The sequence below is a fragment of the Myxococcus sp. AB036A genome, assembly GCF_006547355.1.
Classification (GTDB): domain Bacteria; phylum Myxococcota; class Myxococcia; order Myxococcales; family Myxococcaceae; genus Myxococcus; species Myxococcus virescens.
Genome location: NZ_VHLC01000118.1, coordinates 1 through 25,845 on the forward strand (window position 1 = coordinate 1; position 25,845 = coordinate 25,845).

17 protein-coding genes and 1 pseudogene are annotated in these 25,845 nt (G+C 70.1%); 7 read left to right on the forward strand and 11 right to left on the reverse strand.

The genetic code is table 11. The annotated features are described in order from the left end of the window. Positions 1 to 17 precede the first annotated feature (17 nt). Positions 18 to 824, forward strand: coding sequence for a dioxygenase (locus FL344_RS32845; protein ID WP_228565548.1), 807 nt, complete (start codon positions 18 to 20; stop codon positions 822 to 824). Positions 825 to 855: 31 nt separating this feature from the next. Continuing rightward, a complete protein-coding gene (locus tag FL344_RS32850) occupies positions 856 to 1,470 on the forward strand; it encodes a YceI family protein (protein WP_140866244.1) in 615 nt (204 codons plus the stop codon). Positions 1,471 to 1,576: 106 nt separating this feature from the next. Here FL344_RS32850 and FL344_RS32855 read toward each other — a convergent pair whose 3' ends face one another. The 4 genes from FL344_RS32855 to FL344_RS32870 all read right to left on the reverse strand — a co-directional run bounded on the left by FL344_RS32855 (position 1,577) and on the right by FL344_RS32870 (position 12,198). Beyond that, entirely contained in the window at positions 1,577 to 8,038 is a 6,462-nt protein-coding gene (locus tag FL344_RS32855) for a hypothetical protein (protein ID WP_228565549.1), read from the reverse strand. Positions 8,039 to 8,185: 147 nt separating this feature from the next. Then, positions 8,186 to 9,577 (reverse strand): peptidase MA family metallohydrolase, encoded by a 1,392-nt coding sequence (locus FL344_RS32860; protein ID WP_194863340.1) that lies wholly within the window; start codon positions 9,575 to 9,577, stop codon positions 8,186 to 8,188. A 59-nt stretch (positions 9,578 to 9,636) separates the two neighbouring features. Further along, a complete protein-coding gene (gene ilvA / locus FL344_RS32865) occupies positions 9,637 to 10,854 on the reverse strand; it encodes a threonine ammonia-lyase (protein ID WP_141621307.1) in 1,218 nt (405 codons plus the stop codon). Between the two features lie 114 nt (positions 10,855 to 10,968). Further along, positions 10,969 to 12,198 (reverse strand): Glu/Leu/Phe/Val dehydrogenase, encoded by a 1,230-nt coding sequence (locus tag FL344_RS32870; RefSeq protein WP_011555824.1) that lies wholly within the window; start codon positions 12,196 to 12,198, stop codon positions 10,969 to 10,971. Positions 12,199 to 12,269: 71 nt separating this feature from the next. Between FL344_RS32870 and FL344_RS32875 the strand changes: the two genes are divergently transcribed. Then, positions 12,270 to 12,782: a helix-turn-helix domain-containing protein gene (locus FL344_RS32875; protein ID WP_141591490.1), complete on the forward strand. Its 513-nt coding sequence runs from the start codon at positions 12,270 to 12,272 to the stop codon at positions 12,780 to 12,782. 4 nt (positions 12,783 to 12,786) lie between these two features. Here FL344_RS32875 and FL344_RS32880 read toward each other — a convergent pair whose 3' ends face one another. Next, positions 12,787 to 15,213 (reverse strand): DEAD/DEAH box helicase, encoded by a 2,427-nt coding sequence (locus FL344_RS32880; RefSeq protein ID WP_141621308.1) that lies wholly within the window; start codon positions 15,211 to 15,213, stop codon positions 12,787 to 12,789. Positions 15,214 to 15,281: 68 nt separating this feature from the next. Between FL344_RS32880 and FL344_RS32885 the strand changes: the two genes are divergently transcribed. Together FL344_RS32885 and FL344_RS32890 are read left to right on the forward strand one after the other, a co-directional pair. Beyond that, on the forward strand, positions 15,282 to 16,388 hold the full coding sequence (locus FL344_RS32885; RefSeq protein ID WP_141621309.1) for an RNA polymerase sigma factor RpoD/SigA: 1,107 nt from the start codon (positions 15,282 to 15,284) through the stop codon (positions 16,386 to 16,388). A gap of 91 nt (positions 16,389 to 16,479) precedes the next feature. Then, entirely contained in the window at positions 16,480 to 17,031 is a 552-nt protein-coding gene (locus tag FL344_RS32890) for a hypothetical protein (RefSeq protein ID WP_141621310.1), read from the forward strand. A 21-nt stretch (positions 17,032 to 17,052) separates the two neighbouring features. Here the strand turns inward: FL344_RS32890 and FL344_RS32895 are convergent, their stop codons facing one another. From FL344_RS32895 to FL344_RS32910, 4 genes are all read right to left on the reverse strand, one after another. Further along, positions 17,053 to 18,621: a beta-ketoacyl synthase N-terminal-like domain-containing protein gene (locus tag FL344_RS32895; protein ID WP_141591486.1), complete on the reverse strand. Its 1,569-nt coding sequence runs from the start codon at positions 18,619 to 18,621 to the stop codon at positions 17,053 to 17,055. A 19-nt stretch (positions 18,622 to 18,640) separates the two neighbouring features. After that, positions 18,641 to 20,074 carry a hypothetical protein gene (locus FL344_RS32900; protein ID WP_141621311.1) on the reverse strand — a complete coding sequence of 478 codons (1,434 nt, stop codon included), beginning with the start codon at positions 20,072 to 20,074 and terminating at the stop codon, positions 18,641 to 18,643. A 79-nt stretch (positions 20,075 to 20,153) separates the two neighbouring features. After that, positions 20,154 to 20,858, reverse strand: a complete 705-nt coding sequence (locus tag FL344_RS32905; RefSeq protein ID WP_090490408.1) for a hypothetical protein — start codon at positions 20,856 to 20,858, stop codon at positions 20,154 to 20,156. Positions 20,859 to 20,890: 32 nt separating this feature from the next. Further along, positions 20,891 to 21,154 (reverse strand): molecular chaperone DnaJ, encoded by a 264-nt coding sequence (locus FL344_RS32910; RefSeq protein ID WP_141621312.1) that lies wholly within the window; start codon positions 21,152 to 21,154, stop codon positions 20,891 to 20,893. Between the two features lie 57 nt (positions 21,155 to 21,211). Between FL344_RS32910 and FL344_RS32915 the strand changes: the two genes are divergently transcribed. Both FL344_RS32915 and FL344_RS32920 read left to right on the forward strand, forming a co-directional pair. Beyond that, positions 21,212 to 21,970 (forward strand): DUF4159 domain-containing protein, encoded by a 759-nt coding sequence (locus FL344_RS32915; protein ID WP_141591482.1) that lies wholly within the window; start codon positions 21,212 to 21,214, stop codon positions 21,968 to 21,970. Positions 21,971 to 21,997: 27 nt separating this feature from the next. Beyond that, entirely contained in the window at positions 21,998 to 24,277 is a 2,280-nt protein-coding gene (locus FL344_RS32920) for a glutamine amidotransferase (protein ID WP_141591480.1), read from the forward strand. Between the two features lie 55 nt (positions 24,278 to 24,332). Here FL344_RS32920 and FL344_RS32925 read toward each other — a convergent pair whose 3' ends face one another. Both FL344_RS32925 and FL344_RS32930 read right to left on the reverse strand, forming a co-directional pair. Then, positions 24,333 to 24,887: a superoxide dismutase family protein gene (locus FL344_RS32925; RefSeq protein ID WP_141621313.1), complete on the reverse strand. Its 555-nt coding sequence runs from the start codon at positions 24,885 to 24,887 to the stop codon at positions 24,333 to 24,335. 115 nt (positions 24,888 to 25,002) lie between these two features. Continuing rightward, positions 25,003 to 25,845, reverse strand: a pseudogene (locus tag FL344_RS32930) (SAM-dependent DNA methyltransferase); the annotation flags it as partial.

The following is a 25,845-nucleotide window of genomic DNA, read 5'->3' on the forward strand; positions in this document are numbered from 1 at the left end:
GCCACCATCGGTGAGCCGTGAGAAATGAACGCCGCGGCGGCCAGGCCGTGGCCCCCGCGGCGTTCATCTCTCACGGCTCACCGATGGTGGCCCTGGACGCGGATGCCTACCCGCAGGCACTGCGTCGCTTCGGCGGCGAGGCCCAGGCGCGGGCCCTGGTGGTGGTGTCCGCCCATTGGGAGACGCCCGGCGAGATTCGCGTCACCGCCAGCGCGCAGCCGTCCCTCATCCATGACTTCTATGGCTTTCCCGAGCCGCTCTACCGACTGCGCTACGGCGCGCCGGGTGCGCCGTCCCTGGCCCAAGACGTGGTCGCCCGGCTGAAGGCGGGCGGGTTGCCCACCGTGGCTGACGCGGAGCGCGGCTGGGACCACGGCGCGTGGGTGCCGCTGCTGCATGCCTTCCCGGAGGCGAAGCTCCCCGTCGTCCAGGTCTCCATGCCGCTGGGCGCGAGCCCCGCGGACATCGCGCGGATGGGCGAATTCCTTCGGCCGCTGCGCGCGCAGGGCGTGCTGTTGATGGGCAGCGGCGGCATCGTCCACAACTTACGCCGGCTGAATTTCCAGGAGAAGGCGGCGTCCGTCGAGCCGTGGGCCGCGGCCTTCGATGCGTGGATTGCGCAGAAGCTGGAGGCGCGAGACTTCACTGGCCTTCAGTCATGGTTGGATGCACCGAACGCGCGGCTCGCGCATCCAAGGGCCGAACATTTGATGCCGCTCTATTTCGTCCTCGGAGCTGCCCTCCCCGAGGACCGTCTCACCCCCGTATTCGAGGGCTTCCATCACGGAACCTTGTCCATGCGCAGCTTCGCGCTGCGCGCCTGACTTCGCTGTATCTCCCAGGAGCACACTTTCTATGAAGACGTCCATGAAGAGCGCCGTTGCCCTGTTTTTCGCCCTCCCGTCCATCGCGCTGGCCTCCACCTGGAAGGTGGATGACTCGCACTCCAGCGCCGGCTTTTCCGTCCGTCACATGATGGTGTCGAACGTCACCGGCTCGTTCAACGTGAAGAGCGGCACGGTGAACCTGGATGACAAGGACATCACCAAGTCCAAGGTCGAGGCCGTTCTGGACGCGTCCACCGTCAACACCGGCAACGCCAAGCGCGACGAGCACCTGCGGGCCCCTGACTTCTTCGACACGGCCAAGTTCCCGGAGATCACCTTCAAGTCCACCAAGGTCCAGAAGGCGGGCCAGGGCAAGCTGAAGGTCACCGGCGACCTGACCATGCACGGCGTCACCAAGCCGGTCGTCCTGGACGTCACGGGCCCGTCGAAGGAGTCCAAGGACCCCTGGGGCAACACCCGCACGGGCGTGACGGCGACCACCAAGCTGAACCGCAAGGACTTCGGCCTGGCCTACAACCAGGCGCTGGAGGCGGGCGGCGTCGCGGTGGGTGAGGAAGTCACCGTGAACCTGGAGCTGTCGCTGGTGAAGCAGGCCGACGCCGCCGCGACGGACAAGAAGTAAGCCTTCGCTTCTTCTGAAATGACGGAGGGGCCTCCCACGGTGGTGGGGGCCCCTCTTTCATTTGCGGGGCACGGTGGCCCCGCCCGTCCTTCGGGGACGCGCCCGCTCAGCCCTCGGCCACCGCCTGCACGCTGGAGCGGTAGATGAAGATGCGCGCGGTGTTGGTGCGCTGGTCGGCGGGGATGACGAAGAAGCCCGGCGTGCTGCCGTGGAAGTCCTGGGAGAAGCCCGCGACCTGACGTCCGTCGTTGAAGGTGACCCGAATCTTCTGTCCCTCCACCTGCGGCTGACGCGCACCGGCGGCGAGCATGAAGAAGATGGCCTTCACGCGCTTGCCCGGAATCTGCTCGGCGGCGAAGCCGCTCTGCTGCTCGAGGGAGATGACCTCGTCGAGCAGGTCCGCGTCGCGGATGGTGCCGCGCTTCACCTGGCCTTCGACGGTGTGGATGATGACGCGGTGCTCGCCTTCCACGAAGGAGGTGAGGGCCGTGCCTCCGACGATGGCGGTGTCATCGAAGAGCGGCTCACGCTCCGCGGCGACGTGGTTGGCGGGCGCGGCCGGCATGACGACGGCGGTGCGCTGCGGCTGCGCGGCGGTGGCCAGTGAGGCCGCCTGAGCGAAGTGCGCGGGCGCCGACGCGACGACGGGGATGGCGGCCATGGGGGCGGGCGGCGGCACCACGACTTCTTCCTCGACGTCGATTTCGGAGACCTCCTGCTCGAGCTCCATCGAGACTTCTTCTTCCTCGATGGGCACGGCCTCGGTGAAGTCCTGCGCCTGAGCGCCGAAGGGGCTGTCCGTGCTGGCGGCGGCCCACTGCGACGTCACAGGGGCGCTGTCCAGGATGGGCCCGGCCTCCCACGCGGACGCCGCTTCGATGGGCTCGGCCTCCTCCATGACGGGGTCCACGTCCACGGAGGCGTCATTCCACTCCGCGGAGGCAGGCGTGGCCGTGTCCGCGAGGGAGACCTCTTCAGCGGGCGCTTCGTTCCAGTTCGCCGTCTGCTCCGAGGACCACTCGGTGGTGGCGGCGGGGGCGTCCCAGGTCGCGCTGGTGTCGTGGCTGGTCGCGGACCATTCCGCGGCTGCGGGGGCGTTGTCCGCGGGCGTGTCCCACTGCGAGGCGGCAGGCGCGCTCGTTGAGGCCCATTCGGCGGCCGGAGCGGCTTCCTCGATGGGGTCGGCCCACTCGGTCTGGACTTCCTCGGTGGCGGGCGTGGACCACTCCGCGTGGGGGGCTTCCGTGGGCGTTGCCCATTCCTGCTGAGCGCCCTCCGCCGGAGCGGCGGCCCACTCGGCCTGGACTTCTTCTGCCTCGGGAGCGGCCCACTCGGCCTGCGCGCCTTCCGTGGGGGCGGCCCAGGCGGGCTGGGCGGCTTCGGTTGCAGGCGAGGCCCACTCATGCTGGGCAGCGGTTTCGGTGGCAGGTGTGGCCCACTCGGCCTGGACTTCCTCGGTGGCGGGCGATGCCCATTCCGACGCCGGTGCAGCGGCATCGGTTGCAGGCGCCGCCCACTCGGCCTGGACTTCCTCCGTCGCGGGCGAAGCCCACTCCGGTGCTGGTGCAGCGCCTTCTGCGGGCGTCGCCCACTCGGCCTGAACTTCCTCGGCGGCGGGCGAAGCCCATTCCGGTGCTGGAGCAGCGCCTTCCTCGGGCGTGGCCCACTCGGCCTGAACTTCCTCGGTGGCGGGCGAAGCCCACTCCGACGACGGCGCAGCGCCTTCCGCGGGCGTTACCCACTGGGCCTGAACTTCCTCGGCAGCGGGATTCGCCCACTCGCCTTGCGCCACTTCCGTCGCAGGCGAAGCCCATTCCGACGGGGCGGCGGCATCGGCAGCGGGAGTGGCCCACTCGCCTTGAACCTCTTCAGCCGCAGGCGAAGCCCACTCAGCCGGCTGCGCGGCTTCCACGGGCGCTGCGGCCCAACTGGCCTGCGCGGCTTCGGTCGCGGGCGTAGCCCACTCGGCCTGGGCTCCCTCGGTTGCAGGCGAAGCCCACTCCGACGATGCGGCGGCTTCAGCCGCAGGCGTGGCCCATTCGGTCTGGACTTCCTCGGTCGCGGGCGAAGCCCACTCCGGCGATGCGGCGGCTTCGGTCGCGGGCGTAGCCCACTCGCCCTGAACCTCTTCCGCCGCAGGCGAAGCCCACTCCGACGATGCGGCGGCTTCGGCCGCAGGCGTCGCCCACTCGGCCTGGACCTCCTCGGTGGCGGGCGAAGCCCATTCCGACGCCGGTGCGGCGGCATCGGTCGCAGGTGTGGCCCACTCGGGCTGCCCGGCGTTTTCGGTACCGGGAGCGGCCCAGTCGGTTTGCGCTGCTTCAGCCGCGGGCGTCGTAGCCCACTCGGGCTGCGCGGCGGATTCGGTCGCTGGCGCAGTCCATTCGGTCTGAACTTCCTCGGCGGTCGCCCATCCGTTTTCCGAAGAGGCAGTCCATTCCGACGGAGCGGTGTCGGCGCCCGGCGTCGTCCAACCTGCCTGGGCATCCGTCGTGGCGTCAGCGGTTTCTGACGCAGCCCATTCGGCCTGGGCCTCCGTCGCCGCGGGGGCAGCCGTCAGGGCGGCTTCATCCTGCTGGGCGGGGTCGGCCCACTCGGCCTGGATTTCCACGGGCGCTGCGTCGGGCGTAGGCGCTGACCCATCGGCCTGAATCTCCGTGGGCGCGGCCTCAGAAGACTCGGCCCACTCGGCCTGGACTTCCACGGGCGCTGCTTCAGTCGACGCCGTGTTCCAGCCCTCGCTCGGGGACGCCTCAGCCGTGGCCCACTGGGCCTGGCCGTCCTCGGCAATCGGCTCAGCCCACTCCGCTTGGATTTCGACGGGCGCGGCCTCGGTGGAGGACGAAGCCCAGTCGGCCTGGGCCGCCTCGGGCGTGGTGTCTGGCGTGTTCGCAGCCCATTCCGTCTGCTCGCTGCCGAGGGCGGCTTGCGCGGCGGTCTCGGTCCACTGCGCCTGTGCCTCGGTGGGCGCCTGCTCCGCGGAAGTGGCCCACTCAGGTTGGGCTTCAGGGGCTGCCGCGTCTTCGGTCGCAACCCATTCGGGCTGGAGTTCGGTGGTGGAGTCGGCCCACTCGGCCTGGCCCGCCTCGGAAGCGATGCCTGCATCGGCGGCCGCCCACGCCGCCTGGCTCGTGGCAGGCGCCGTTTGCTCGGAGGCCGTCCACTCGGAAGCGGTGACAGGCTCCGCCCACTCCGCCTGGAGCTCGACGGTTTCCGAAACAGGATCCTCCCAGCCTGCATACGCATCGCTGGAAGCGGCCTGCTCACCGGAAGTGGCCCATTCCGTCTGAGCCGCTTCCGCAGCGGGCTGCTCGGAAGTGGAAGCCCATTCAGGCTGCAGCTCGATGGCGCCCGCGTCACCCTCCGCCATCGCCACACCGCGCTCATCGGTCGGCGCGAAGTGCCCGTGGGCCAGGAACTCGTTCGCCGCCGCGAGAGGCACGGCCTCTTCGGGGTTCCCGCTCAGGTCGAACATCTCCTCGGCGGAAGGCGTGTGCGCGGACGAATGCGCCGAATCTCCCACCACCTCGATCGTTTCCGCGTGGAGGTCCGGACCCACCTGGACCGGCCGGAGTTCGAGCGATGGGACATCCGACGACGCGAAGGGCGTAGCCCCCGGCGAGAAGTCCACGTCCGAAGCGGTGGCCTCCGTACCGACTTCGATAACCTCGAGCGTGGGCTGCTCGCTCCCGGCGTCAGCGGCCTGGAACGATGCCTCGTCCGCGGCGTGCCCGGGCGCGGACTCGACATCGATGACATCGAGGGAGGGCTCGTCGGACGACACCTCGGCCGCGTTGAGCTCCAGCGTCGGGACGCTTTCCTGCTGCGCGGGAGACTCTTCGCTCACCTCCGAGCCATCGAGGGCGATTTCAGCCGACTGCGGTTCGGCGACGTCGGAGGCCTCCAGGGAAATCTCCGCGGCCGGCTCAATCGGGGCGGGCTCAGCGACGTCTGTGGCGTCGAGCGTGATTTCGGAGGGCGACTGGGCAGAAGGCGATTCGGCGACGTCGGACGCATCGAGCGCGATTTCGGGCTCGCTCATCTCGGTCGCGTCGAGGACGAGCTCCTTCCCAGCGAGGGCCTCACTCGAGTGGTCGTAGGTGCTGTGGGCCGTCTCGATGGCAGCCAATTCGCTGACGTCGGAGGCCGCATGCGCCGTGGTGGCGAACTCCTCGGCCGCGTCCGTGCTGCCCCATGCGCTGGATGCGAGCGCCGTGTCGGAGGTGGCTTCGTCGGCGGTCGCCACCGAGTCCAGCTCCATCGTGGCCGCATCACTGACATCGGCGGTGTCGAGCGCCACTTCCGGATACGCCTCGGCAGTGGCCGACTCGCTCGCTTCGGACGTCGCGAAAACGTGCTCGCTCACAGCCGGGTCGCTGACCTCTGCGGCGTCGAGCACCGCTTCGGTGTACGGTTCACCAGCGGCGGTTGCATCGCCCTCGCTGAAGGCAGTCTCGGCGAGGGGCTCGAACGAGGCTGCTGCGCTGCCGTAGGTGTCAGAGGGGGAGGCCTCGGCGACGACCTCGCTGCTGGCATCCGCGGACGCCAGCTCCGGCTTGGGAGCGGACGTTTCGATGACATCCGAAGCCGAGAGCGCCAGCTCGGGAGCGGCTGCGGTCGTATCACTTGCCTCGGAGGCAGTCAGCGCCGCCTCGGGATAAGCCTCCGCCGTCGCGGCATCGCTGACGTCGGCCGTCGCGAAGTCTGCCTCAGGGTAGGCCTCCGCCGTCGCGAACTCCGTCGCGGGATAGGCCTCCGCCGTCGCGAAATCTGCCGCGGGGTAGGCTTCCGCCGTCGCGGCATCGCTGGCGTCAGACGCCGTGAGGGCTGTCTCGGGATAGGCCTCCGCCACGGCGACATCGGAAGCGTCGAGCGCGATTTCAGCGGGCGAGTTGTCGGCGCCCGTCTCGGTCCCGGCAGACGCGTCGAACGCCATCTCCGAGGCGTGCTCAACCGCCGCATCGCTCACGTCGGCTGCATCGAGCGCAATCTCGGTGGGCTCGGCTTCGGCCGAAGCCTCATCCGCGGTGTCGAGTGCAATCTCGGCGGGCTGTGCCTCGTACGTATCGCCCGCGATGAAATCCGTCGCGCCGTGGTCGGCCGTCGCAATGGCATCAGGCGTCACGTCGGTCGTCGCACCCGCGTCCCACGCATCCGTCGTATCCGCGGAGTCCGCAGCCGACGCTTCGACCATTTCGGAGGCGTCGAGCGCGATTTCGGAATCCGCAGCCTGCGAGGCCGCCTCCGGCTCCGCCATGGCGGCAACGTCGATGATGTCGCCCGCATCGGCGACGTCCACGCGCTCAGTCTCGACGGCGAGCGGCGCGGAGGCCCACGCCTCATCGATGGGAGCGGGAGACTGCTCGTGGGCCAGGACAGGCTCGCTGTCGGCGGTGCCGTCCAGCAACTCGACCTCGGCGGACGGGACCTCCACTTCCGTCGAGGCCAGGGCATCGTCCGTGGGCGCCACCGGCGCCTCCGGTGCCGACTCGACCTCCATCGACAGGTCGGCGAACGACGCCTCCAGGGAGGTCTCGGGTTCGGCGCTGGCGGCCACCGCCGGCGTGTCCGACGCCACTTCGGAGAAGTCATCCTCCGCAACGCTCAGGGCTTCCGGCTGCGCCTCCTCGGACACGGGCTGCGCATCCTGCTGGAGGTCCGCGGTGACGTCCGCGAACGACGCAGACGGGTCATCCGCCGCGGACGGTTCCTCGCCAGCGGACATCGCCTCGATGTCGGGTTTCTGCTCAGCGCTCAGTGCATTCTGAGCCTGTCCACCGGCGCCCGGCGTCATCCACGGCGCGGGCTCGCTCAGCGCGGGAATGTCGATGTCGTCCGAAAGGCTGAGGTTGTCCGGCTCGACAGCCGGCTGGTGTGCGGGAGCGCTGGGGTAGGACTGCTGCACGGGCTCCGCGGCATAGGCCTGCGGATCCGCCTGCCACGCTTCGGCAGTGCCCTGGGCGTAGCCCGCATTCGGGTCATGCGCCTGCTGCGCGTAAGCCTGCGCATTCGGGTCATACGCCTGCGCGTTCGGGTCGTAGCCTTGCTGCGCGTAAGCCTGCGCGTTCGGGTCGTAGCCCTGCTGCGCGTAGGCCTGAGCGTTCGGGTCATACGCCTGAGCGTTCGGGTCGTAACCCTGCTGCGCGTAGGCCTGCGCATTCGGGTCATACGCCTGCGCGTTCGGGTCGTAGCCCTGCTGCGCGTAAGCCTGCGCGTTCGGATCGTACCCCTGGTTCGGGTCGTAGCCGGCGGGGTAGGGGTACCACTGACCATCGGCGGCGTAGTAGCCCTGGGGCTGCTGCTCGTAGCCGGCGGGGTAGGGGTACCACTGGCCGTCGTCGGCGTAGTAGCCCTGGGGCTGCTGCTCGTAGCCGGCGGGGTAGGGGTACCACTGGCCGTCGTCGGCGTAGTAGCCCTGGGGCGCGGCCTGCTGCTGCCAGGCGGCGGCGTCCGCGGCTGGCGCGTAATCCACGCCCAGCTGTGCGCGCAGCTCGTTCCAGCGAGCCTCCTCCACCGGAGACAGGCTTCCCAGCTTCCGCTTCTCGTCGAGAAAGCGGAATTCTCTCATCGCTGCGCGCGTGTCCGACATCCGTCACCTTGCTGCGGACAGCGTACAGCCGAGCTTCTGTCGCAGCGTAAATAGAGGGGGCTGCGAGTCTAGGGGACTCCCGGGAACGGGTAAACCAATTGGCCCGGGCCCGGCTGGCAGCCTCCCCTACTGGAGAGCGGCCCGGACGTCCTCGTCGAGGCTCGCCCGCGTCTTGCCGTAGTGGTCCGACAGGGCCTCGTCGATGGGTCTTCCCTGTCCCACCTCACGGACCATCGTGAGGAACCGGCCCGTGCCGCCCCGCTTCACCAGCTCGCGGACCGCCACGGCGGAGGTGGCATAGGCGATCGCCGGGTTTCTCTGCATGATGAGCGACGAGCCCTCCATCTGCGCCAGCTTGGGCAGGGAGTTCGCCTTGGCGGCCCGGGCCATGTAGTTCCGGACCGACCGGTCGGGGTCCTCGCCGCCCATGTAGCGCCACTCGACGTACTCGGCCAGGCCCTCGTTGAGCCAGACGGGGAGGTTGTTCCCGTAGCCGCCGCAGAACTCATCCAGCGCGGCGTGTACGTACTCGTGGACGAGCGTGGCCTTGGTCTGCGGCGTGAGCTCCGCGGCGTCGTTGATGCGGATGGCGTTGTCGGAGTAGAGCCCGGCGACCGCTCGCGCCCGCGCCGCGCCGAAGTGCGTCTGGAACTCCGCGAGTGTGTACAGGATGATGTCCACCGGTGCGTGGCGCACCTCGCCCAGCATGCTGCGGGTGAAGTCGTAGGCTTCATCCAGTGCGGCGACGATGCGGCCCTCGTACTCCGCGCGTTGGCCGAAGTCGCGATCGTTGTTGAAGTACCGGATGACGAAGCGGCTGTTGGAGCGCGTCCGCATGCCGTCCGCGCCGGTGCCTGACTCGTAGTTGAGGCTGGCCGAGCGCGTGTTGCCCCGGCCCTGGCCGGCCACCGCGGGCTGGGTTTCGACCATGACGGTGGGCCGCCCGCTCGTGGCGCCATTCATCCGCAGCTCCAGGCGCTCCGCCTCGCGCCGCGCGGCGGTCTCCTCTGTCGTCTTGGCGCGGGCCTGCACGAGCAGCCGCTTCGCTTCCGCGGCCTCCTTCGACTTCGCCGGCACCTTCTCCAGCGCCGCCACGGCGCCCACCGCGTCCTGTTCCTCCATCAGCAGCCGCCCCAGCTCCAGGCCGAAGGCGCCGTCCTTGGGGTACTGGGCCAGCCCCTTGCGCAGGGCGGCTTCCGCGGTGGCCCGCTGGTCCGTCTTCCGCGCGGCCCGGGCGAGGCACCGCAGCGCGCCCGCGGACTCCTCGTAGACGGTGGCCCGCTCGCCCAGGGAGTACGCCATCACCGGGTCCTCGTCCTTCAGCGCCTCGCAGCCCTTCTGGAGCGCCGTGGCGACGGTGCTCCGCTGCGGGGTGGGCACGTCCGACGCCTCTCCGGCCGAGAAGGCCAGATAGAGCTCCTCCCAGGCGCGGCTGGCGGCGAGCGACTTCGCCTTCTGTCCGGGAGAAGAAGGGGCGGCGGTCAGTAGCAGGGCGGAGAGCAGGGCGGCGGGGCTCATGCCCTGAGTATCGCCGGACACGGGCGCACGGGCGCAAGGCCCTGCCCCCGCATGGGGTGTTACTTGCGGGCCACCTGCCAGCCCAGCCGGTGGAGCGCGCGCTCCAGCTCCTCGATTTGCGCGGGCCCGGTGGTCTCCAGCGTCACCTCCACCATGGCCTCGCCCAGGCCCGCCTTGGAGAAGGCGCGCTCGTGGTGGATCTCCACGACATTGGCGCGCAGGTCGGCCACCTGCGTGGTGAGCTTCGCCAGCATTCCGGGCCGGTCCGGCAGCCGGACCTCCAACTGCACCAGACGGCCGGCCTTCACCAGACCGCGCTCGATGATGCGGCTGATGACGTTCATGTCGATGTTGCCACCGCTCAAGATGATGGCGGTGCGCCGGCCCCTCGCGGCGGGAACGTCACCACTGAGCAGCGCCGCCAGCCCCACCGCGCCGGCGCCCTCCACCACGCTCTTCTCCTGCTCCAGGAGGGTGAGGATGGCGGCGGCGATTTCCTCCTCGTCCACGGCCACCACCTCGTCCACGTACTTCTGCACCATGGGGAAGGTGAGGTCGCCCACGCGCTTGACGGCGATGCCGTCCGCGATGGTGGTGCCCGCGGCCGCCAGCAGCACGCGCTCGCCCGCCTCCACCGACGCCTTCATGCTGGCGATGGTCTCCGCCTGCACGCCCACCACGCGGATGTCGGGCCGCGTCTCCTTCAGGGCGCACGCGATGCCGGAGATGAGCCCGCCGCCGCCAATGGGGACGAGCACCACCTCCAGGTCGGGGCACTGCTCCAGCAGCTCCAGGCCGATGGTGCCCTGGCCGGCGATGACGTGTGGGTCATTGAAGGGGTGGATGAAGACGCGGTCCTCCGCCTTCTGGATGCGCAGCGCCTCCGCGTAGGCCTCGTCGTAGTTGGTGCCCTTGAGCACCACGCGCGCGCCGTAGTCATCCCGCGTGCGCGACACCTTGATGAGCGGGGTGCGCTCCGGCATGACGATGGTGGCACCCACGCCCAGCCGACGCGCGTGGTACGCCACTCCCTGCGCGTGGTTTCCGGCGGACGCGGCGATGACGCCCCGGCGCCGCTCGTCCTCGGTCAGCGTCAGCAGCTTGTTGAGGGCGCCGCGCTCCTTGAAGGCCCCGGTGCGCTGGAGGTTCTCCAGCTTGAAGAACACCGCGGCGCACTCCGTCCGCTCCGTGTAGTAGTCCGACTGCGGGCACGGCGTGGGGCGGATGGCCGAGCGAAGGCGCTCGCGCGCGGCCTGGATGTCCTCAAGGGTGACCATGTGCGCGCCTCTATCGGAAGCGCGCCCCGGGCGGAAGAGACACGAGGAAGGAGCGTGCTCCGCCGGCTGCCTGCCGCGCCGCGCTACGTCCAGCGCGTGACACGGCGGACCGCGTCAGATGCCGCGCAGCACGGTGGCCTTGCCCACCCGGCCAATCGCCAGGATGTACGCGGCCGTCCGCATGGAGACCTTCCGGGAGCGCGCCACCTGCGCCACGCGCTCGTAGGCCTCCTTCATGGACTTCTCCAGCTCCGCGTTGACGCGGTCCTCCTCCCACGACAGGTGCTGGAGGTTCTGCACCCACTCGAAGTAGCTCACCGTCACGCCGCCGGCGCTGGCGAGCACGTCCGGCACCACGAAGATGCCGCGCTTCTCGAAGATTTCGTCGGCCTCCGGCTGGGTGGGGCCGTTGGCGCCTTCGATGATGAGCTTGGCGCGCACCGCGTGGGCATTCTCCCGGGTGAGCACGTGGCCCAGCGCCGCGGGGATGAGGACCTCGCAGTCCGCGCCCAGCACGTCATCGTTGCTGCACGAAGCACCCCCGCTGAAGCCCGTCACCGTGCCGGTGCGCTTCACGTGCTCGAAGAGGGAGGGGATGTCCAGGCCCTGCGGGTTGCGAACGCCGCCCAGCGCGTCCGCCACGGCCACCACCACGCCGCCGTCCTCCCAGAGGAGCTGCGCGGTGTGGCCGCCCACGTTGCCGAAGCCTTGGAGCGCGAAGCGCGTGCCCTTCACCGGCAGGCCCAGGTCGCGCAGGATTTCACGCGCCACATAGAGCAGCCCGCGGCCGGTGGCGGCCTCGCGGCCCTTGGAGCCGTAGAGCTCCAGCGGCTTGCCCGTCACCACCGCGGGAGAGTGGCCGTGGTAGCGCGAATACTGGTCCATGATCCACGCCATCACCTGGGGGTTGGTGTTGACGTCGGGGGCGGGGATGTCGCGCGTGGGGCCGATGACGTCCTGCACCTGGTCCACGTACTTCCGGGTGAGGCGCTCCAGCTCCTTGATGCTCAGCTGGGACGGGTCGCAGGCGATGCCGCCCTTGGCGCCGCCATAGGGGACATTCACCACGGCCGTCTTCCACGTCATCAGCGACGCGAGCGACGCGCACTCGTCCTGGTCCAGCATCGGGTGGTAGCGCAGGCCGCCCTTCATGGGGCCGCGGCTGTTGTCGTGCTGAATCCGGTAGCCGAGGAAGGTGCGAATCTCTCCGGAGTCCATCTCGATGGAGACCTGGACCTTCACCTCGCGCAGGGGCGTGGCGAGCAGCGTTTCGATGGGGGTGCCTACGTCCATGATCCGCGCGGCTTTGCGGAAGTAGTAGTTGGTACCCTCGACGGCGCTCATGTGTCGGCAAGCTCCTGGATGGCGGCGCGCGAGACCTTAACAGAAGGGGTGCGCTACCATAGGAAACTGCCATGCCGCCCGAACCGCCGGACGCTTCCACCGTGAGTGGACACCTCCAGGGACTGGCCCGGCGCATCCGGACACTGCGGGAGCGGCGGGGACTCACCCAGGAGGACTTCGCCGCCCGCTGCGGCATCTCCGTGTCCTTCGCGTCCCTGCTGGAGCGAGGCGAGCGCAGCCCCAGCTACGAGACGCTGCTCCAGGTGGCCGCCGCGCTCCAGCTCCCACTGTGGGAACTCTTGCGGCTGGAGGACACGCAGGACGCGGGCGTCCACCGGCTGGAGGCCTTCGTCCGGGGGCGCGGCTTGGCTCGCGCGGACGTGGACCGGTTGCTGTCGGTGGCGGAGGTGATGTTCAACGAGCCCACGCGGGCAACGGAGGACATCCAGGCCGTCCGGCCGGAGCCCGCCCGCTGCGGCGAGCCCGGCTGTGAGAAGCCAGTGCTCGCCCGGGGCCTGTGCGCCGCCCATTACCACCGCGAGCGGCGCAGGAAGGCCGCCAGTCCAGGGACTGGCGGCACCTGAGGGACTACTTCCGCTTGGCCTGCTCCACCTTGAGCGTGCGCTCGCCGTGGGGCTTGCCGTGCGTGGCTTCGAAGGCCGCCACGTCCTCGTCGGCGACGAAGACATACGCGTAGGTGGGGCGCAGGTCCGTGCGCAGCACCTTGCCGGCCGGAGCGCCCGCGGCCTCCAGCGCGGCGGCGACGCCCGCCTCGTCCAGCCCGTCCTGCTTGCCCAGACCCACCCACAGGCGCGTCTGGCCGGGAACCTCCGGCAGGGCCTCCGTGCGGGGACGGCGCTCCGGGCGTGCGCCCCGCGGACGGTGACGCTCCACCTTCAGCGCCTTCTCGCCGTGGGGCTTGCCGTTGACGGCCTCGAAGCCGGGCGCGTCCTCCTCGGCCACGTAGGCGTAGCCGTAGGTGGGGCGCAGCAGGGTGCGCAGCACCTTGCCGGCCGGAGCGCCCGCGGCCTCCAGCGCGGCGGGCAGCTTCGCCTCGTCCATGCCGTCGTCCATGCCCAGGTTGATCCACAGCTTCGCCTCGCCGGGGCCCGCGTCCGGGGACGGGGGCGGGCGGGGCGTGGCGTCACGCTCCGTGCGCGGCTTGCTCTTCTCCACGCGCAGCGTCTTGGTGCCGTGCTGCTTGCCGTTGATGGTCTCGAAGGCGGCGGCGTCCTCCTCCGCCACGAAGACATAGGCGAAGGTGGGGCGCAGCTCGGCGCGCACGACCTTGCCCACCGGGGCGCCCGCGTCTTCCAGCGCCGTGGCGATGCTGCCCGGCCCCAGGCCATCCGCGGTCCCCAGGTTCACCCACAGCTTCGCCTCGCCCGGACCGGCCTCCAGCGCCGCCGCGCCGCGGCCACTCTCACCGCCGCGCTCGCGCCGCGCGTCGTCACGGCGGGGCCGGCGCTCGCGCTCGCGCTCGGAGGACTCGCCGCGCTTCTCGCGCCGGTCGTCGCGCTCACGGTCGCGGCGCTCGCCACGCTCCTTCCGCTCGCCGCGCTCGCGCCGGCCGCCCTCGCGGCTCTCGAACTTGCGCTCTTGCGGAGGCTCACGCCCTTCCGCCGCCATCGCCGCGGCGGCCTTCTCCATGCGCAGGTGGCTGAAGAAGTACTTCAGCAGGAAGGCGATGAGGTCGTCGGCGTCCGCGCGGGGCTTGAGCTGCGCGGCCAGCGGCAGGAAGCCCTCGAAGACGGAGCCGCCCGCGGCCTCCTGGATTTCGCGCACGTGGCGCTCCGTCCACAGGCGCATGGCCTCTTCCGGGGCCGGCATCTCGCGCTTGTCGAACTTGATGCCGTACTTCTTCTCCAGCGAGGTGTACGTGGCCAGCTCACGCCCGGAGAAGAGGTTGATGGCGGTGCCCTTGTTGCCGATGCGGCCGGTGCGGCCCACGCGGTGCAGGTACACCGCCGGGTCCTCCGGCAGCGAGTAGTTGATGACGTACTCCAGGCCGGAGATGTCGATGCCGCGCGCCGCGATGTCCGTGGCGACCATGAAGGCCACCTCGCCGCGCTTCACCTTGCCCATGACCCGCTCGCGCTCCTTCTGCGGCAGGTCGCCATTGAGCAGCTCCGCGTCGAAGCCGTTGCGGTTGAGCACCGCCGTCACCAGCGCCGTGTCATCCCGCGTGTTGCAGAAGATGATGGCGTTCTGCGGCTCCTCCTTCTCCAGCACGTAGATGAGGTTGCGCGGCTTGGGGAAGGCGTCCGACACGTCGTAGCGGATGTGGTGGATGTGCTCCACCGTGAAGACGTCGCCCGACAGCAGCAGCGTCTCCGCGTTCGTCGTGTAGCGCGCGATGAGGTTCTGGATGTCCGTGGGGACGGTGGCGCTGAAGAGCAGCACCTGGCGCGTCTTGGGAAGGCGGTCGAGGATGCGCGTGACTTCCTCGTAGAAGCCCTGGTTCAGCATCTCATCCGCTTCATCCAGGACGGCGTGGTCACACGCGTCGAGCTTCAGGTTGCCGCGGTTGATGTGGTCGAACACGCGTCCCGGCGTGCCGACGATGATGGGGGTGCCTTCCTCCAGCGCGTCCTCCTGCTGCTTCATGGAGGCGCCGCCGTAGATGGCCGCGATTTTCAGGCCCTTGTGCTTGGCGAGCATCTTCAGCTCGTCCGCCACCTGGAGGGCCAGCTCGCGGGTGGGGCAGAGGATGAGCGCTCGGACGCGGCGCTCGTCGGCGGGAATCTTCTCGAGCAGGGGCAGGCCGAACGCGGCCGTCTTGCCGGTGCCCGTCTTGCTGCGAACGATGAGGTCTTTTCCCTCCATGGCGGGCCGGAAGGCGCGGGCCTGGACAGGGGTGGGGTTGGTATAACCGCGCTCCGCCAGGGCGAGGCGGATGGGCTCTGACAGGTTCATGTCGTCGAAGCCGATGTCCGCGATGTACTCGGCGGGACGTGTCGGGGCTTCGTCAGGCGCCGGACTCCCCGGCGCGTTTGGCTCTTGGATGTCGCTCATCAGGCATGGGCATAGCCCCTGCATTACCCTGTGGCAACAATCGCGGCACTTTGCTGTATGGAGCCCCCATGGCGAATGGGAGGAAAAGAACCAAAGGTACGTCCCCCCGACCCCGCGTGAAGCGGCCGGCCTCGCCCGGGGCTGGCGACGTCGTGGACGCCGAGGTGGAGGGGGTGGAGGTCGAGGCTCAAACCGACCCGGATTCACTGGAGCCGGACGCGGCGGAGCTGGCGGAGGTCGAACCGGAGGCGGAGCTGGACACCCCCGTTGCGCCCCCCCGGGCACTCATCCGCTCGGCGGAGACGGGGCTCACGCCCAGGGACCCCCTTCAGGCCTACATGGCCGAGGTGCAGCGCCATCCGCTCCTGACGCGGGAGGAAGAGCTCCAGCTGGCCCGGCACTACAAGGAATCCGGGGATGTGAACGCCGCCTACCGGCTGGTGGCGTCCAACCTGCGCCTGGTCGTCAAGCTGGCCCATGAGTACCACCGCAACCCGCTGTCCCTGCTGGACCTGGTCCAGGAGGGAAACATCGGGTTGATGCAGGCGGTGAAGAAGTACGACCCCGAGCGCGGCGTGAAGCTGAGCAGCTACGCCGCCTGGTGGATTCGCGCGTACATCCTCCGCTACATCATGGATAACTGGAAGATGGTGAAGCTGGGGACCACCGAGGCCCAGCGGAAGCTCTTCTTCAAGCTGCGCCAGGAGCAGGAGAAGCTCGTCGCCCAGGGCTTCGAGGCCAGCCCCAAGCTGCTCGCCGAGCGGTTGAACGTCACCGAGCAGGACGTGGTGGAGATGGACCAGCGGCTGGGGCACGACGAGATGTCCATCGACGCGCCCCTGGGCAATGACGACGACTCGCGGACCACCCGGGCGGACCGCTACCTGCCGTCCAACACGATGCCGGCGGACGAGCGCCTGGGCGCCGAGCAACTCAAGGCCCTCTTCCGGGAGAAGCTGGCCGAGTTCGCCCGGACGCTGGAGGGCAAGGAGCGCTTCATCTTCGAGAGCCGCCTCGTCTCCGACGAGCCCCTGACGCTTCAGGACATCGGCGACAAGTACGGCGTCAGCCGGGAGCGGGCCCGGCAAATCGAGGCGGCCCTCATCAACCGGATGCGTGACTTCATGCGTGAACACATCCCGGACTTCGACCTGGTGGCCAGTCCCAAGGCCTGACGGCGGGGGAGGGGGCGAGGCAGCCGACCGGGCACTGGCGATATGCTGGCGGGCGCCCGGCCGTTCTCCTCGCACCTTCAGGAGCCCCCTCATGCACCGCTCCACCCGCCTCGCGGGAGTCTGTCTCGTCGTCGCCACGTTGTTGACGCTGGCGGGGTGTTCCAGCTCGCTGCGCAAGAACTACGTGCGCGACAAGGCGGCCAACCACGTCTACCGCCAGGAGCTGGCGCAGCTGTGGCCCCACGTCCAGGAGGTGCTCCGGGGCCACGGCTACTCCTGGAAGGAGATGCCGGGCCGCTACGTCCTGGAGACGGAGTGGCTGGACTCCGGCGGCGGCAGCCTGGGCCCGGGCACGGCGTCTCGCTTCCTGGTGCAGGGCATCGTGCTCACCGGCGGTGGCACGGCCCTGCGGGTGATGCGCGGAGACCGCGTCACCCAGTCCATTGGCGTCGGTTACGTGGACAAGGAAATCAAGACGGACGAGGACTACGCCCAGGCCGTCCACGACAGCCAGGCCAGCGGCGTCCTGCCCACCCGGCAGAACTACTTCCGGGACCTGGAAATCGAGCTGGAGATTCTCCGCCGCAGTGATCCGGAGGCGGCCGCGCGTTTCGACGCGGACGCGCTGGCCGCACACCCCTGAGTCCCGCGGCGGACCCCGCCCCTACTTCGACCAGGGGCGGGAGATGACGCAGGCGTTGATGCCGCCCACGCCCATGGACAGCTTGCCCGCGCAGCCCGCGGGCGCCTCGACGGCTTCGTCGAAGACGAAGCGGCCGTGCACGTGGGAAATCTGCTTGTTGAGCTCCGCTTCCTTCAGCGGCGTGGGGAACACCTTGCCCTGGCCGTAGCCCAGGTACTGCGCCGTCAGCTCCCAGCCGCCGCCAGCGGACATGCCGTGGCCGAAGGTGCCCTTGCGCGCCGTAATCAGCACCTGCTCGGGCAGCACGTCGCGCAGGTTCTGGACCTCCAGGAAGTCACCCGGGGTGGCGGTGGCGTGCAAGTCCCAGCTCCCCACGTCCTCCGGGGCGCAGCCGGCCGCGGCCAGGGCCTCGCGGATGGCCAGCGTGGGGCCTTCCTTGGACGGGGTGATGATGTGGTCGGCGTCCGCGGTGACGCCCACCGCGATGGGCTCCATGCCCAGCGGCTTGAAGCCCTTGGCCGTGAAGTGCTCCAAGTCACCCAGCACCCACACCACCGAGCCGCCCGCGATGTGCGTACCGCGCAGCGCGGTGAGGGGCTTGGAGACGGCGGCGTCCGCGGAGATGACGCGGGCGTTGTAGAAGCCGCCCACCGTGAGCGGCATCGGCGGCGGGTCCGTCATGCCCATGACGACGGCCTTCGCCTGGCCCAGTTGAATCGCGTTGATGGCCAGCCGCAGGCCGTAGCCGAACGACGAGCACGCGGCCACCGGGGCGAACGTCATGCCGGTGATGCGGCCCATCATCGAAATCTGCGAGGCCGGCGTGTTGTGGATGTTCCACAGCACGTTGGAGGACACGGCGTTCCACGGCGGCTCCGGCGACATCCACTTCTTCTGGAGCCGGGCGTTGCGCGTGCGCTTCTCCTTGATGACGGCCAGCTTGGCGGACTCCACGTCGCCATCCTCGGGTACGCCAATGGCTTCGATTTCGCGCAGCTCGTCCAGGTACTCGCGCAGCTCCGGCGAGCGGCCCGCCCAGAAGTGCCACCACGCGTCCTCGGCCTCGTCGCGCGTGGCCTCGTCTACCGTGGACGGCTCCGGCGGAAGGCCGGGCAGCGGCTCCTGCGTCTCACGCCACTTCCGCAGGGCGCCGTTGCGCTCCGGCGCGGACCAGAAGCGGTCCCACCGGCGCTGCGCGCGGTACAGGTCCAGGGAGATGGAGCGGATGGTGGGCAGGTCGCCCAGGCCGGTGCCCACGTAGACGTGCGCGCGGGGCCCCAGCGCCTGCAGCTCCTGCTCCAGGCCCGGGTTCTGCGCCAGGGACTGGATGAACGCGCCAATGGCGAACTGGGTCGGCTGGCCCATCTTCCGCTCGAGCTGCGAGAAGCGGCTGCCCGGGAAGCGCGCGTCAATCCACGGCTTGTAGTCGGCCAGGTCGAACTCCGGCATGCCGACGAGGAAGTTGTCGGGGCCGAAGCCGTTGAAGGGGGACAGCCAGCTTTCGGACGACGAGAGGTTGCGCTCGAACGCCTCGATGTTCCTGGACCGGGGGGCGACCACGCCCCAGCCGAAGATGCCTACTCTGCGCACGTGTGATTGTCCTTCGCCGCTAGGGGGCGAGCGGCTGAATCTTCAAGTTGTCGAAGTGAACCCGGTTCTTCCAACCGGAGAAGCCGAAGTACTGATTGCGTGGGCCCTCCAGCGGGACGGGGTCCTTGAGCGTCAGGTAGGGCTGGCCATCCAGCTCCCACGCCAGGGTGCCGCCGTTGCGGGTAATCTTGATGTGGTGGCGCTTGCCGGGCACCACCGCGGCGCCGTCGCGCACCGCCCGGTCATTCGCGTGCTCGTTCTGCCGGGCGATGGCGGACTGGGTGTTGCGCCAGCCACCGAAGATGATGACGTACCCGGTGGCGGTGTACTGCAGCCGCAGGTCGCCCGCGTAGAACGAGCGCCCGTCGCCCCACACCTCCACCTTGATGTCGCCCTCCGGGTTGTCCGTCCAGGCGTCGAATTCAATGGTGGCGTTGGTGGGGATGGGCTGCTTCAGCCACACCGGCCGGTTGTGCATCAGCTCCACCACCAGCGCCCCGTCCACCAGCTTCACCGCGGAGGGGTTGGTGGCGTTCCACGCGTCACCCAGCGTGTCGCGGTTGAAGTCGTCCGCGTAGGGCCCGGGGGGCGGCGTGGGCGCGCGCGGCGCCGCCGTGAAGGGGAGCCGGTCCGGCGTGTCCACCCGCAGGTTGTCGTAGAAAATCTGGGACTCGAAGCCGGACAGGCCCAGCCGGTCCTGCCCGGGGCCCTTGAGCGGGAAGGGGTCGTCCAGCTCCAGCATCAGCTCGCCGTCGACGAACCAGCGCAGCAGCGAGCCCCGGCGCTCGATGCGCCAGTGATACGTGCGGCCCGCCTGCACCGGCTGGCCTCGCAGCTCCACCCGGACCTTGGTGTTCTCCTTGAAGAAGCCGCTGGCCTTCAGGTCCACGTGCTCCTTGCCTCCGCGAGCGGCGCGGCGCCGGAGGGCGTCCAGGGAGGGCGCGTTCATGTCGCGCCGGCCGATGACGGACATGGAGTTGTTCCAGCCGCCCTGCACCAGCACGTACCCGGAGGCCGGGTCCACGCCGTTGCCGAAGAGCTCCACCCGGATGTCACCGGCGGGCAGCTCCGAGCGAACGTCGAATTCCACGGCGACGTCATCCGGCAGCGGGGCCTGCAGCCACAGCGGGTTGTTCTTCACGCCGGGGGCGAGCAGCTCGCCCTGCAGCACGCGCCAGTAGCCACCGGCAGAGAAGAAGTCGCGCTCCACCACGCCCGGGTCGGAGAAGTCCTGCGTGTAGGGCAGCTTCGCCGTCACCTCCGCCTGGCCGCGCAGCAGCGCGTAGTGGATGAGCGGGAACTGGATGACGAGGATGAGGCCGACGAGCACGGCCCACCCCTTGCGAGTCAGTCCCGCCGGCTTCACCCACGCGGTGCTCGCGGGAGGCTCCTGCCGGGGAGCGGACTCCGTGGGGGACTCGTGCTGCTTCTCCTGACGCCTGGCCTGACCCATCAATCCTTCCGGGGGGAAAGGCGGCGGAATCTACGCCCCGGGCAGGGGGACGTAAAGCACGGTCACCAGTCTCTGGGGGCTACTTGACCCCCCACCGTTTTTCGAGCGCATGTTGCTCCGCCTGCCGCACCTTGAGCCGCTCACGCTCCGCGCGAAGCTTGTCCGCCTCCTCGGGAGAGGGCCGGACGGCGAGCTGGTACACCGCGCCGGCCACGGCGAAGAGGCCCGCGGCGATGATGACGCCCCAGGGCTTGCTGGCCACCGCCTGCACCACGCCGCCCACCTGGTGGAGCGCCGCGAGCGCGCCGATGACGAACATCCACGCACCCACCGCGGAGGCCACCAGCACGGCCACCGGGCGTTGCAGCATCGCGCCCACCAGCCCGCCGATGATGAAGCCCGGCGCGAAGCCCAGCAGGAAGTCCTGCTGCCCGGCGATCTGCCCGGCCAGCAGCCCCAGCGGCACCCCCACGCCCAGGAAGGTGATGGCCGTGGGGAGCAGGAAACCCAGCGCCATCAGCACCGCGGCGGCGATGGTGGCCATCTTCGCCACGTCCGGCAGGCCCAGCTTCATGACGAGCACGGGCGTCCACAGCAGGCCCAGCACCGCGCCGATGGGGCCCGCGAGCACGCGGAACAGCTTCCCCCCACCGGCGACGAGCAACGTCACGCCAGCGACACAGCACACGATGCCGGCCCACATGGGCAGCATCCGGTAGACGGCCACCCAGCCGGTGGGATTGAACGTCTGGTAAGCCCCGAGGGCCTGAAGGAGGCCTTCCATGGCAGATTCTCCTTGATGCGGTCCGCCGAAGCTTACGCGTATCGGACGATTGCGAGTACGAGCAGGAGCACGAAGACGGTGGCGGCGAGCAGGGCGAAGCCGTACAGGGCGCGCGGGGTGGTGGTGCGCCGCAGCAACTCCTCCGCCTCCGCGCGGTCCTCGGCGGACGGGCTGCCCGCGAGGATTCGCTCGGCGTCGCGTCGCGCCCCCGCCACGTCGCCCGCATCCTTCCGGGCCCAGGCGGCATGCGCCTCCGCCGAGCCGGGCGCCGGGGGCGTCTGTCCGCCTTTCGCCATGATGCCGTTCTATACCGGGGAATGCGCATACCCGTCGACGGTATATAGGTACGCCCTATGTCCGCGCGGCGTCTGACCCGTCGAAACCTCCTGCTCGGCACCGCCGCGCTCGCCCCACTGCTGGCGCGGCGGGCGCATGCCTTCGGTGAGAAGAACCGCTTCATCCCCGCCGTGGCCCGTCACAAGGGGCGCTGGGATACACGGCTGTCCGGGCTGCGCCGCATCGCCTGGGAGCTCCAGCGCCGCACCTCCGTGGAAGTCGTGCCGGACGCGCGCCCGTTTCCGCTCAGTTCACCGGACCTCTTCGAATACCCGTTCCTCTACTTCGGCGGCGAGGGAGAGTTTCCCCCGCTGGAGGATGCGGAGGTGGCCAACCTGCGCCGCTACCTGACGTACGGCGGCTTCATGCTCGCGGACGCCAACGACGCCAGCGACGGGGCCGGCTTCGATGCGTCCTTCCGCCGGGAGATGGCGCGGGTGCTGCCGCAGAGCCCGCTGGCCGAGGTGCCGTCGAAGCACGTGGTGTTCAAGTCCTTCTTCCTGCTGGACGCGGCGCCCGGGCGGGTGCTCAACAAGCCCCAGTTGATGGGCTGCAACCTGGGCAAGCGCGCCGCGGTGCTGTACTCGCAGAACGACCTGGCCGGGGCGTGGAGCCGCAACGAGTCGGGTGACTACGAGTTCGACGTCTCGCCGGGTGGCGAGCCCCAGCGCGAGCTGGCGGTGCGGTTGGGCATCAACGTGTGCATGTATGCCCTCTGCCTGGACTACAAGGACGATGCCGTCCACCTGCCGCTCATCCTCAACAAGCGGCGCTGAAGCCCCGGCCCTCCGCCGAAAGCCTGGATGAATTCCCCCACGTTCAACGCCTGGAAGCTCGTCACCCTCTCGCCATTGCCACCGTGGGCGCTGGTCCTGCTCGCCCTGGGGTTGGTGCTGGGCGTGGCGCTGGCCGCCTGGGGCGTGCGCCGGGAGCCCTCGCGCGGGCGCCGGGTCCTGCTCTGGGCCCTGCGTGTCGGCGCCGGCGTGGCCGCGCTCTTCTTCCTGTTGGAGCCCGGCATCCGTCACCTGCAGGTGGCGCGCATGAAGAACCGCGTCGCGGTGCTGGTGGACCGCTCCGCGTCCATGAGCTTCCCCGCGGAGGTGGGCGGACGCTCGCGCTCCGAGGAAGTGGCCGCGTTCCTGGAACGGGCCGCGCCGCGCCTGGCGGAGCTGCAGGACCGCTTCACGGTGGAGCTGTACGGCTTCGACCCGGAGCTGGCGCCGGCGACGCCGGAGACGCTGATGACGCCCGCGCGCGCGGGCACCACGGACCTGCTCTCGGCGGTGCGCGCCGCGGCGGGGGCGGGGCAGGGCTCACGCAAGCTGTCCGGGGTGCTGCTGTTCAGCGACGGCGCGGACAACACCGAACTCAAGGCGGGCGTGGTGGGCCGGGCGCGCGCGGCGCTGGCGGACCTGAACGTCCCCGTCTCCACCTTCACCGTGGGGCAGGAGACGTTGAAGGACGTCGCCGTGGAGGGGCTGAAGGTGGATGACTTCGCCTTCGTGCGCAACTCGCTCACCGTGGAGGTGGAGATTCACGGCCGCGGCTTCGCGGGGCAGGACATCCCCGTGGTGCTGAGTCAGGAAGGCAAGACGGTCGCCAGCAAGGTGGTGCGGATGGAGTCCGCGGACGACGTGAAGCCCGTGGCCTTCACCTTCACCCCGGACCAGACGGGGCGCTTCGTCTACACGGTGACGGTGCCCACCTTCCCAGGCGAGGCCGTGGCGGACAACAACACGCGCTCCTTCACGCTGAAGGTGATTCGGGACCGCGTGCGCGTGCTGCTGGTGGTGGGACGGCCCTCCTGGGACGAGCGCTACCTGCGTGGCCTCTTGCGCCAGGACGCCAACGTGGACCTGGTGTCCTTCTACATCCTGCGCACGCTGTCGGACGACCCGGGCGTGGTGAACGACCAGCGCGAGCTGTCCCTCATCCCGTTCCCCATGGAGGAGATTTTCGACACGAAGCTGGACACCTTCGACGTCGTCATCTTCCAGAACTTCGGGCACTCGGACCCGTCGCTCTCCATCGCCGAGTACGAGCGCAACCTGGAGCGCTACGTCCACAACGGTGGCGCCTTCGTGATGATTGGCGGTGACAGTGTGCTGGGCGAAGGCCGCGCCACCATGCCCACGCTGATGGAGGCGCTGCCCGTGGCGGCCGCGGGCCCCGCCAACCTGGACGCCTTCAAGCCGCGCCTGACGCCCGAGGGCCTGCGCCACCCGGTGACGGGCATTGGCATGGGCGCCGCCAGCACGGAGGCCGCGTGGGCGGAGCTGCCGCCCATCCCTGGCGCCAACCTGACGCAGGCGCGGCCGGGGGCCACGGTGCTGCTGGACCACCCGCACCTGACGGTGGGCGGCAAGAATGCGCCGCTGGTGGCCGTGTGGGACTACGGCCGGGGCCGCTCGCTGGTGATGGCCACGGACGCCTCCTGGTACTGGGCCTTCGCGGCGCACAAGCACGGCTCGCCCAGCCGGGCGTATGACCGCTTCTGGGGCAACGCGCTGCGGTGGCTGGTGAGGGACCCGGACCTGACGACGCTGAAGGTGACGGCGGACCCGCCGTCCGTGGAGCCGGGCCGGCCCGTGGGCGTCGTGGTGCAGGCGCGGATGGCGGACTACCAGCCGGCGCAGGACGCGCAGGTGCGGGTGGAGCTCTTCTCCGTCGCCACGCAGAAGCCGGTGGCGGTGCAGACGGGCACCACGGGGACGGACGGCGTGGTGCGGCTGGAGTTCGAGCCCCCCGCGCCCGGGCCCTACAAGCTGCTGGCCTCCGCGAAGAAGGGCGAGACGGACCTGGGCAAGGGCGAGGACGCGGTGGCCGTGCGCGCCGTGGGGCCCGAGCTGTCGGACGCGTCCGTGCGGCCGGAGTTGATGGCGCAGATTGCGAAGGAGACGGGCGGCAAGTCCTACACGCTGCCGCTGGACGGCCTTCCGGATGTGCCGTTGCTGGACCCGCCGGTGGTGGAGGTGGGCCGCGCCAGGGACCAGCCGCTGTGGGACCGCTGGTACTACCTGGTGGCGCTCATCGCGCTGCTGGGCGCGGAGTGGTTCGCCCGCCGGCGCTTCGGCTACGTGTGACAGCGGCCTCTCCCAGTGCGAGGGAGAGGCCGGGTTGCTTCCCGCGTGGGGTGGACTAGGTCTTCTCCACCACGCCGCAGGCGATGCGGCCGCCCGCGTCGCCCGTCGGGTCGGTGTGGTAGTCGTCCTCCTTGGCGTGCACCACCATCGCGGAGCCGTCCTTGTCGAACAGCGACTTCACGGTGAGGCCGTTCTGCGAAAAAATGTCGAACTGCACCGTGCCGTCCTGGGCCACGTAGAGGTTGGGCAGGTCGCCGTGGTGCTTGCCCTTGGGCGCCAGCAGGCCGTGGGCCTTCTTGCTGGGGTTGAAGTGGCCGCCCGCGGTGGTGAAGGCGGGCCCCTCGCACTTGCCCACCTCGTGGATGTGGAAGGCGTGCTGGCCCGGCGGCAGGTTGCTCAGCTTGCCCTTGATGAGGATGCCTTGCTTGGTCTGCTCGAGGGTGATTTCGCCCACGTCCTTGCCCTCGGAGTCCTTCACCTGGGCCTTGGCCGTCTGGCCCTTGGGCGGCGTCTTCTTGTCCGCTGGCGGCGGCGTGGCCGCGCCCTCCTGAGCCAGGGCGGGGAGGGCGGCGGTCAGTGCGGCGGCGGTGAGCAGGGCTCGAATCTTCATGTGTGTGTCTTCCTCCTGGGGTCGTGCGCTACGGAGCGAAGGTGGACACTAGCGGTTGCTCGTGCTCGCCGCAGGGGAAAGCAAGCGGGCATCCGAGCCATCTGCCTTGTAGCGCTCACTCCTCCGCGAGGGGCACGGGCACGACGCGGGAGGCACCGAAGGCGGGCGCCCAGATGCCCTGGACTTCCGGCCCGTTGAGGAAGCGGACCAGGGCCTGGAAGGCGGGCAGGGGGCCGCCCAGGCGTTCGGCCCACGCCAGGCCCCGGGGAGAGAGGTTGGGCACCAGCGGGCCCAGTTCGTCCCGTGTCTTCACGGACCGGGTGAGGCCCAGGCCCTCGTCGCGCAGGCGCTGCGGCACGTAGAGCGGGGCGAAGCGCGCGTGGCGGTGGTCATGCACGCAGCCTTCGTCCTCCAGCAGCGCGGCCGACAAGGGCAGCTCCCGTACGTTGAAGAGCAGCTTCACCGCGCCCAGGTGCGGGTCATAGGGGCCGCGCAGCCGGTGGTCACCGCGGGGGACGAGCCGCCGGTCCAGGTAGCAGTAGGCGCGGGCCTCGGGCGGCACGCTGCCGCGGTGGCGCGCGCCGCCGTAGCGATAGAAGGGCCGCACGTAGCTGGCGTCCACCTCCAGCGGTGGCCCGGTCTTCAATGCGCGCAGCTTGGGCAGCAGCTCTTCGGGCAGGCCGTGGGCCTTCGCGAACTCGGGCAGGGCTTCTTCGGGCGTGGTCGCGAAGTCCTTCACGCGGGTGAGGAGCCGCTCCGGGTCCGCGTCCACCAGCAGTTCGTCGAAGCGTGTCTTGACGCCGGGGAGGCTGACGGGGACGAGCCGCGTCAGGGGCTCTCCACTCTCTCGCCAGCGGGCATCCAGGGCGGAGGCCTCGGGCGCGGTGGGGGCGAGCCGCCACTCGGGAGGCTCGGGGGTGAAGTGTTGTCCGATGCCGCGCCGCTCGAAGCGCGGGGC

Bases quoted from the DNA above. Each gene is read 5' to 3' on its own strand.
- FL344_RS32850 (WP_140866244.1), top strand. From the start codon at position 856: ATGAAGACGTCCATGAAGAGCGCCGTTGCCCTGTTTTTCGCCCTCCCG.
- FL344_RS32855 (WP_228565549.1), bottom strand. From the start codon at position 8,038: ATGAGAGAATTCCGCTTTCTCGACGAGAAGCGGAAGCTGGGAAGCCTG.
- FL344_RS32860 (WP_194863340.1), bottom strand. From the start codon at position 9,577: ATGAGCCCCGCCGCCCTGCTCTCCGCCCTGCTACTGACCGCCGCCCCT.
- ilvA (WP_141621307.1), bottom strand. From the start codon at position 10,854: ATGGTCACCCTTGAGGACATCCAGGCCGCGCGCGAGCGCCTTCGCTCG.
- FL344_RS32870 (WP_011555824.1), bottom strand. From the start codon at position 12,198: ATGAGCGCCGTCGAGGGTACCAACTACTACTTCCGCAAAGCCGCGCGG.
- FL344_RS32875 (WP_141591490.1), top strand. From the start codon at position 12,270: ATGCCGCCCGAACCGCCGGACGCTTCCACCGTGAGTGGACACCTCCAG.
- FL344_RS32880 (WP_141621308.1), bottom strand. From the start codon at position 15,213: ATGAGCGACATCCAAGAGCCAAACGCGCCGGGGAGTCCGGCGCCTGAC.
- FL344_RS32885 (WP_141621309.1), top strand. From the start codon at position 15,282: ATGGCGAATGGGAGGAAAAGAACCAAAGGTACGTCCCCCCGACCCCGC.
- FL344_RS32890 (WP_141621310.1), top strand. From the start codon at position 16,480: ATGCACCGCTCCACCCGCCTCGCGGGAGTCTGTCTCGTCGTCGCCACG.
- FL344_RS32900 (WP_141621311.1), bottom strand. From the start codon at position 20,074: ATGGGTCAGGCCAGGCGTCAGGAGAAGCAGCACGAGTCCCCCACGGAG.
- FL344_RS32905 (WP_090490408.1), bottom strand. From the start codon at position 20,858: ATGGAAGGCCTCCTTCAGGCCCTCGGGGCTTACCAGACGTTCAATCCC.
- FL344_RS32910 (WP_141621312.1), bottom strand. From the start codon at position 21,154: ATGGCGAAAGGCGGACAGACGCCCCCGGCGCCCGGCTCGGCGGAGGCG.
- FL344_RS32915 (WP_141591482.1), top strand. From the start codon at position 21,212: ATGTCCGCGCGGCGTCTGACCCGTCGAAACCTCCTGCTCGGCACCGCC.
- FL344_RS32920 (WP_141591480.1), top strand. From the start codon at position 21,998: ATGAATTCCCCCACGTTCAACGCCTGGAAGCTCGTCACCCTCTCGCCA.
- FL344_RS32925 (WP_141621313.1), bottom strand. From the start codon at position 24,887: ATGAAGATTCGAGCCCTGCTCACCGCCGCCGCACTGACCGCCGCCCTC.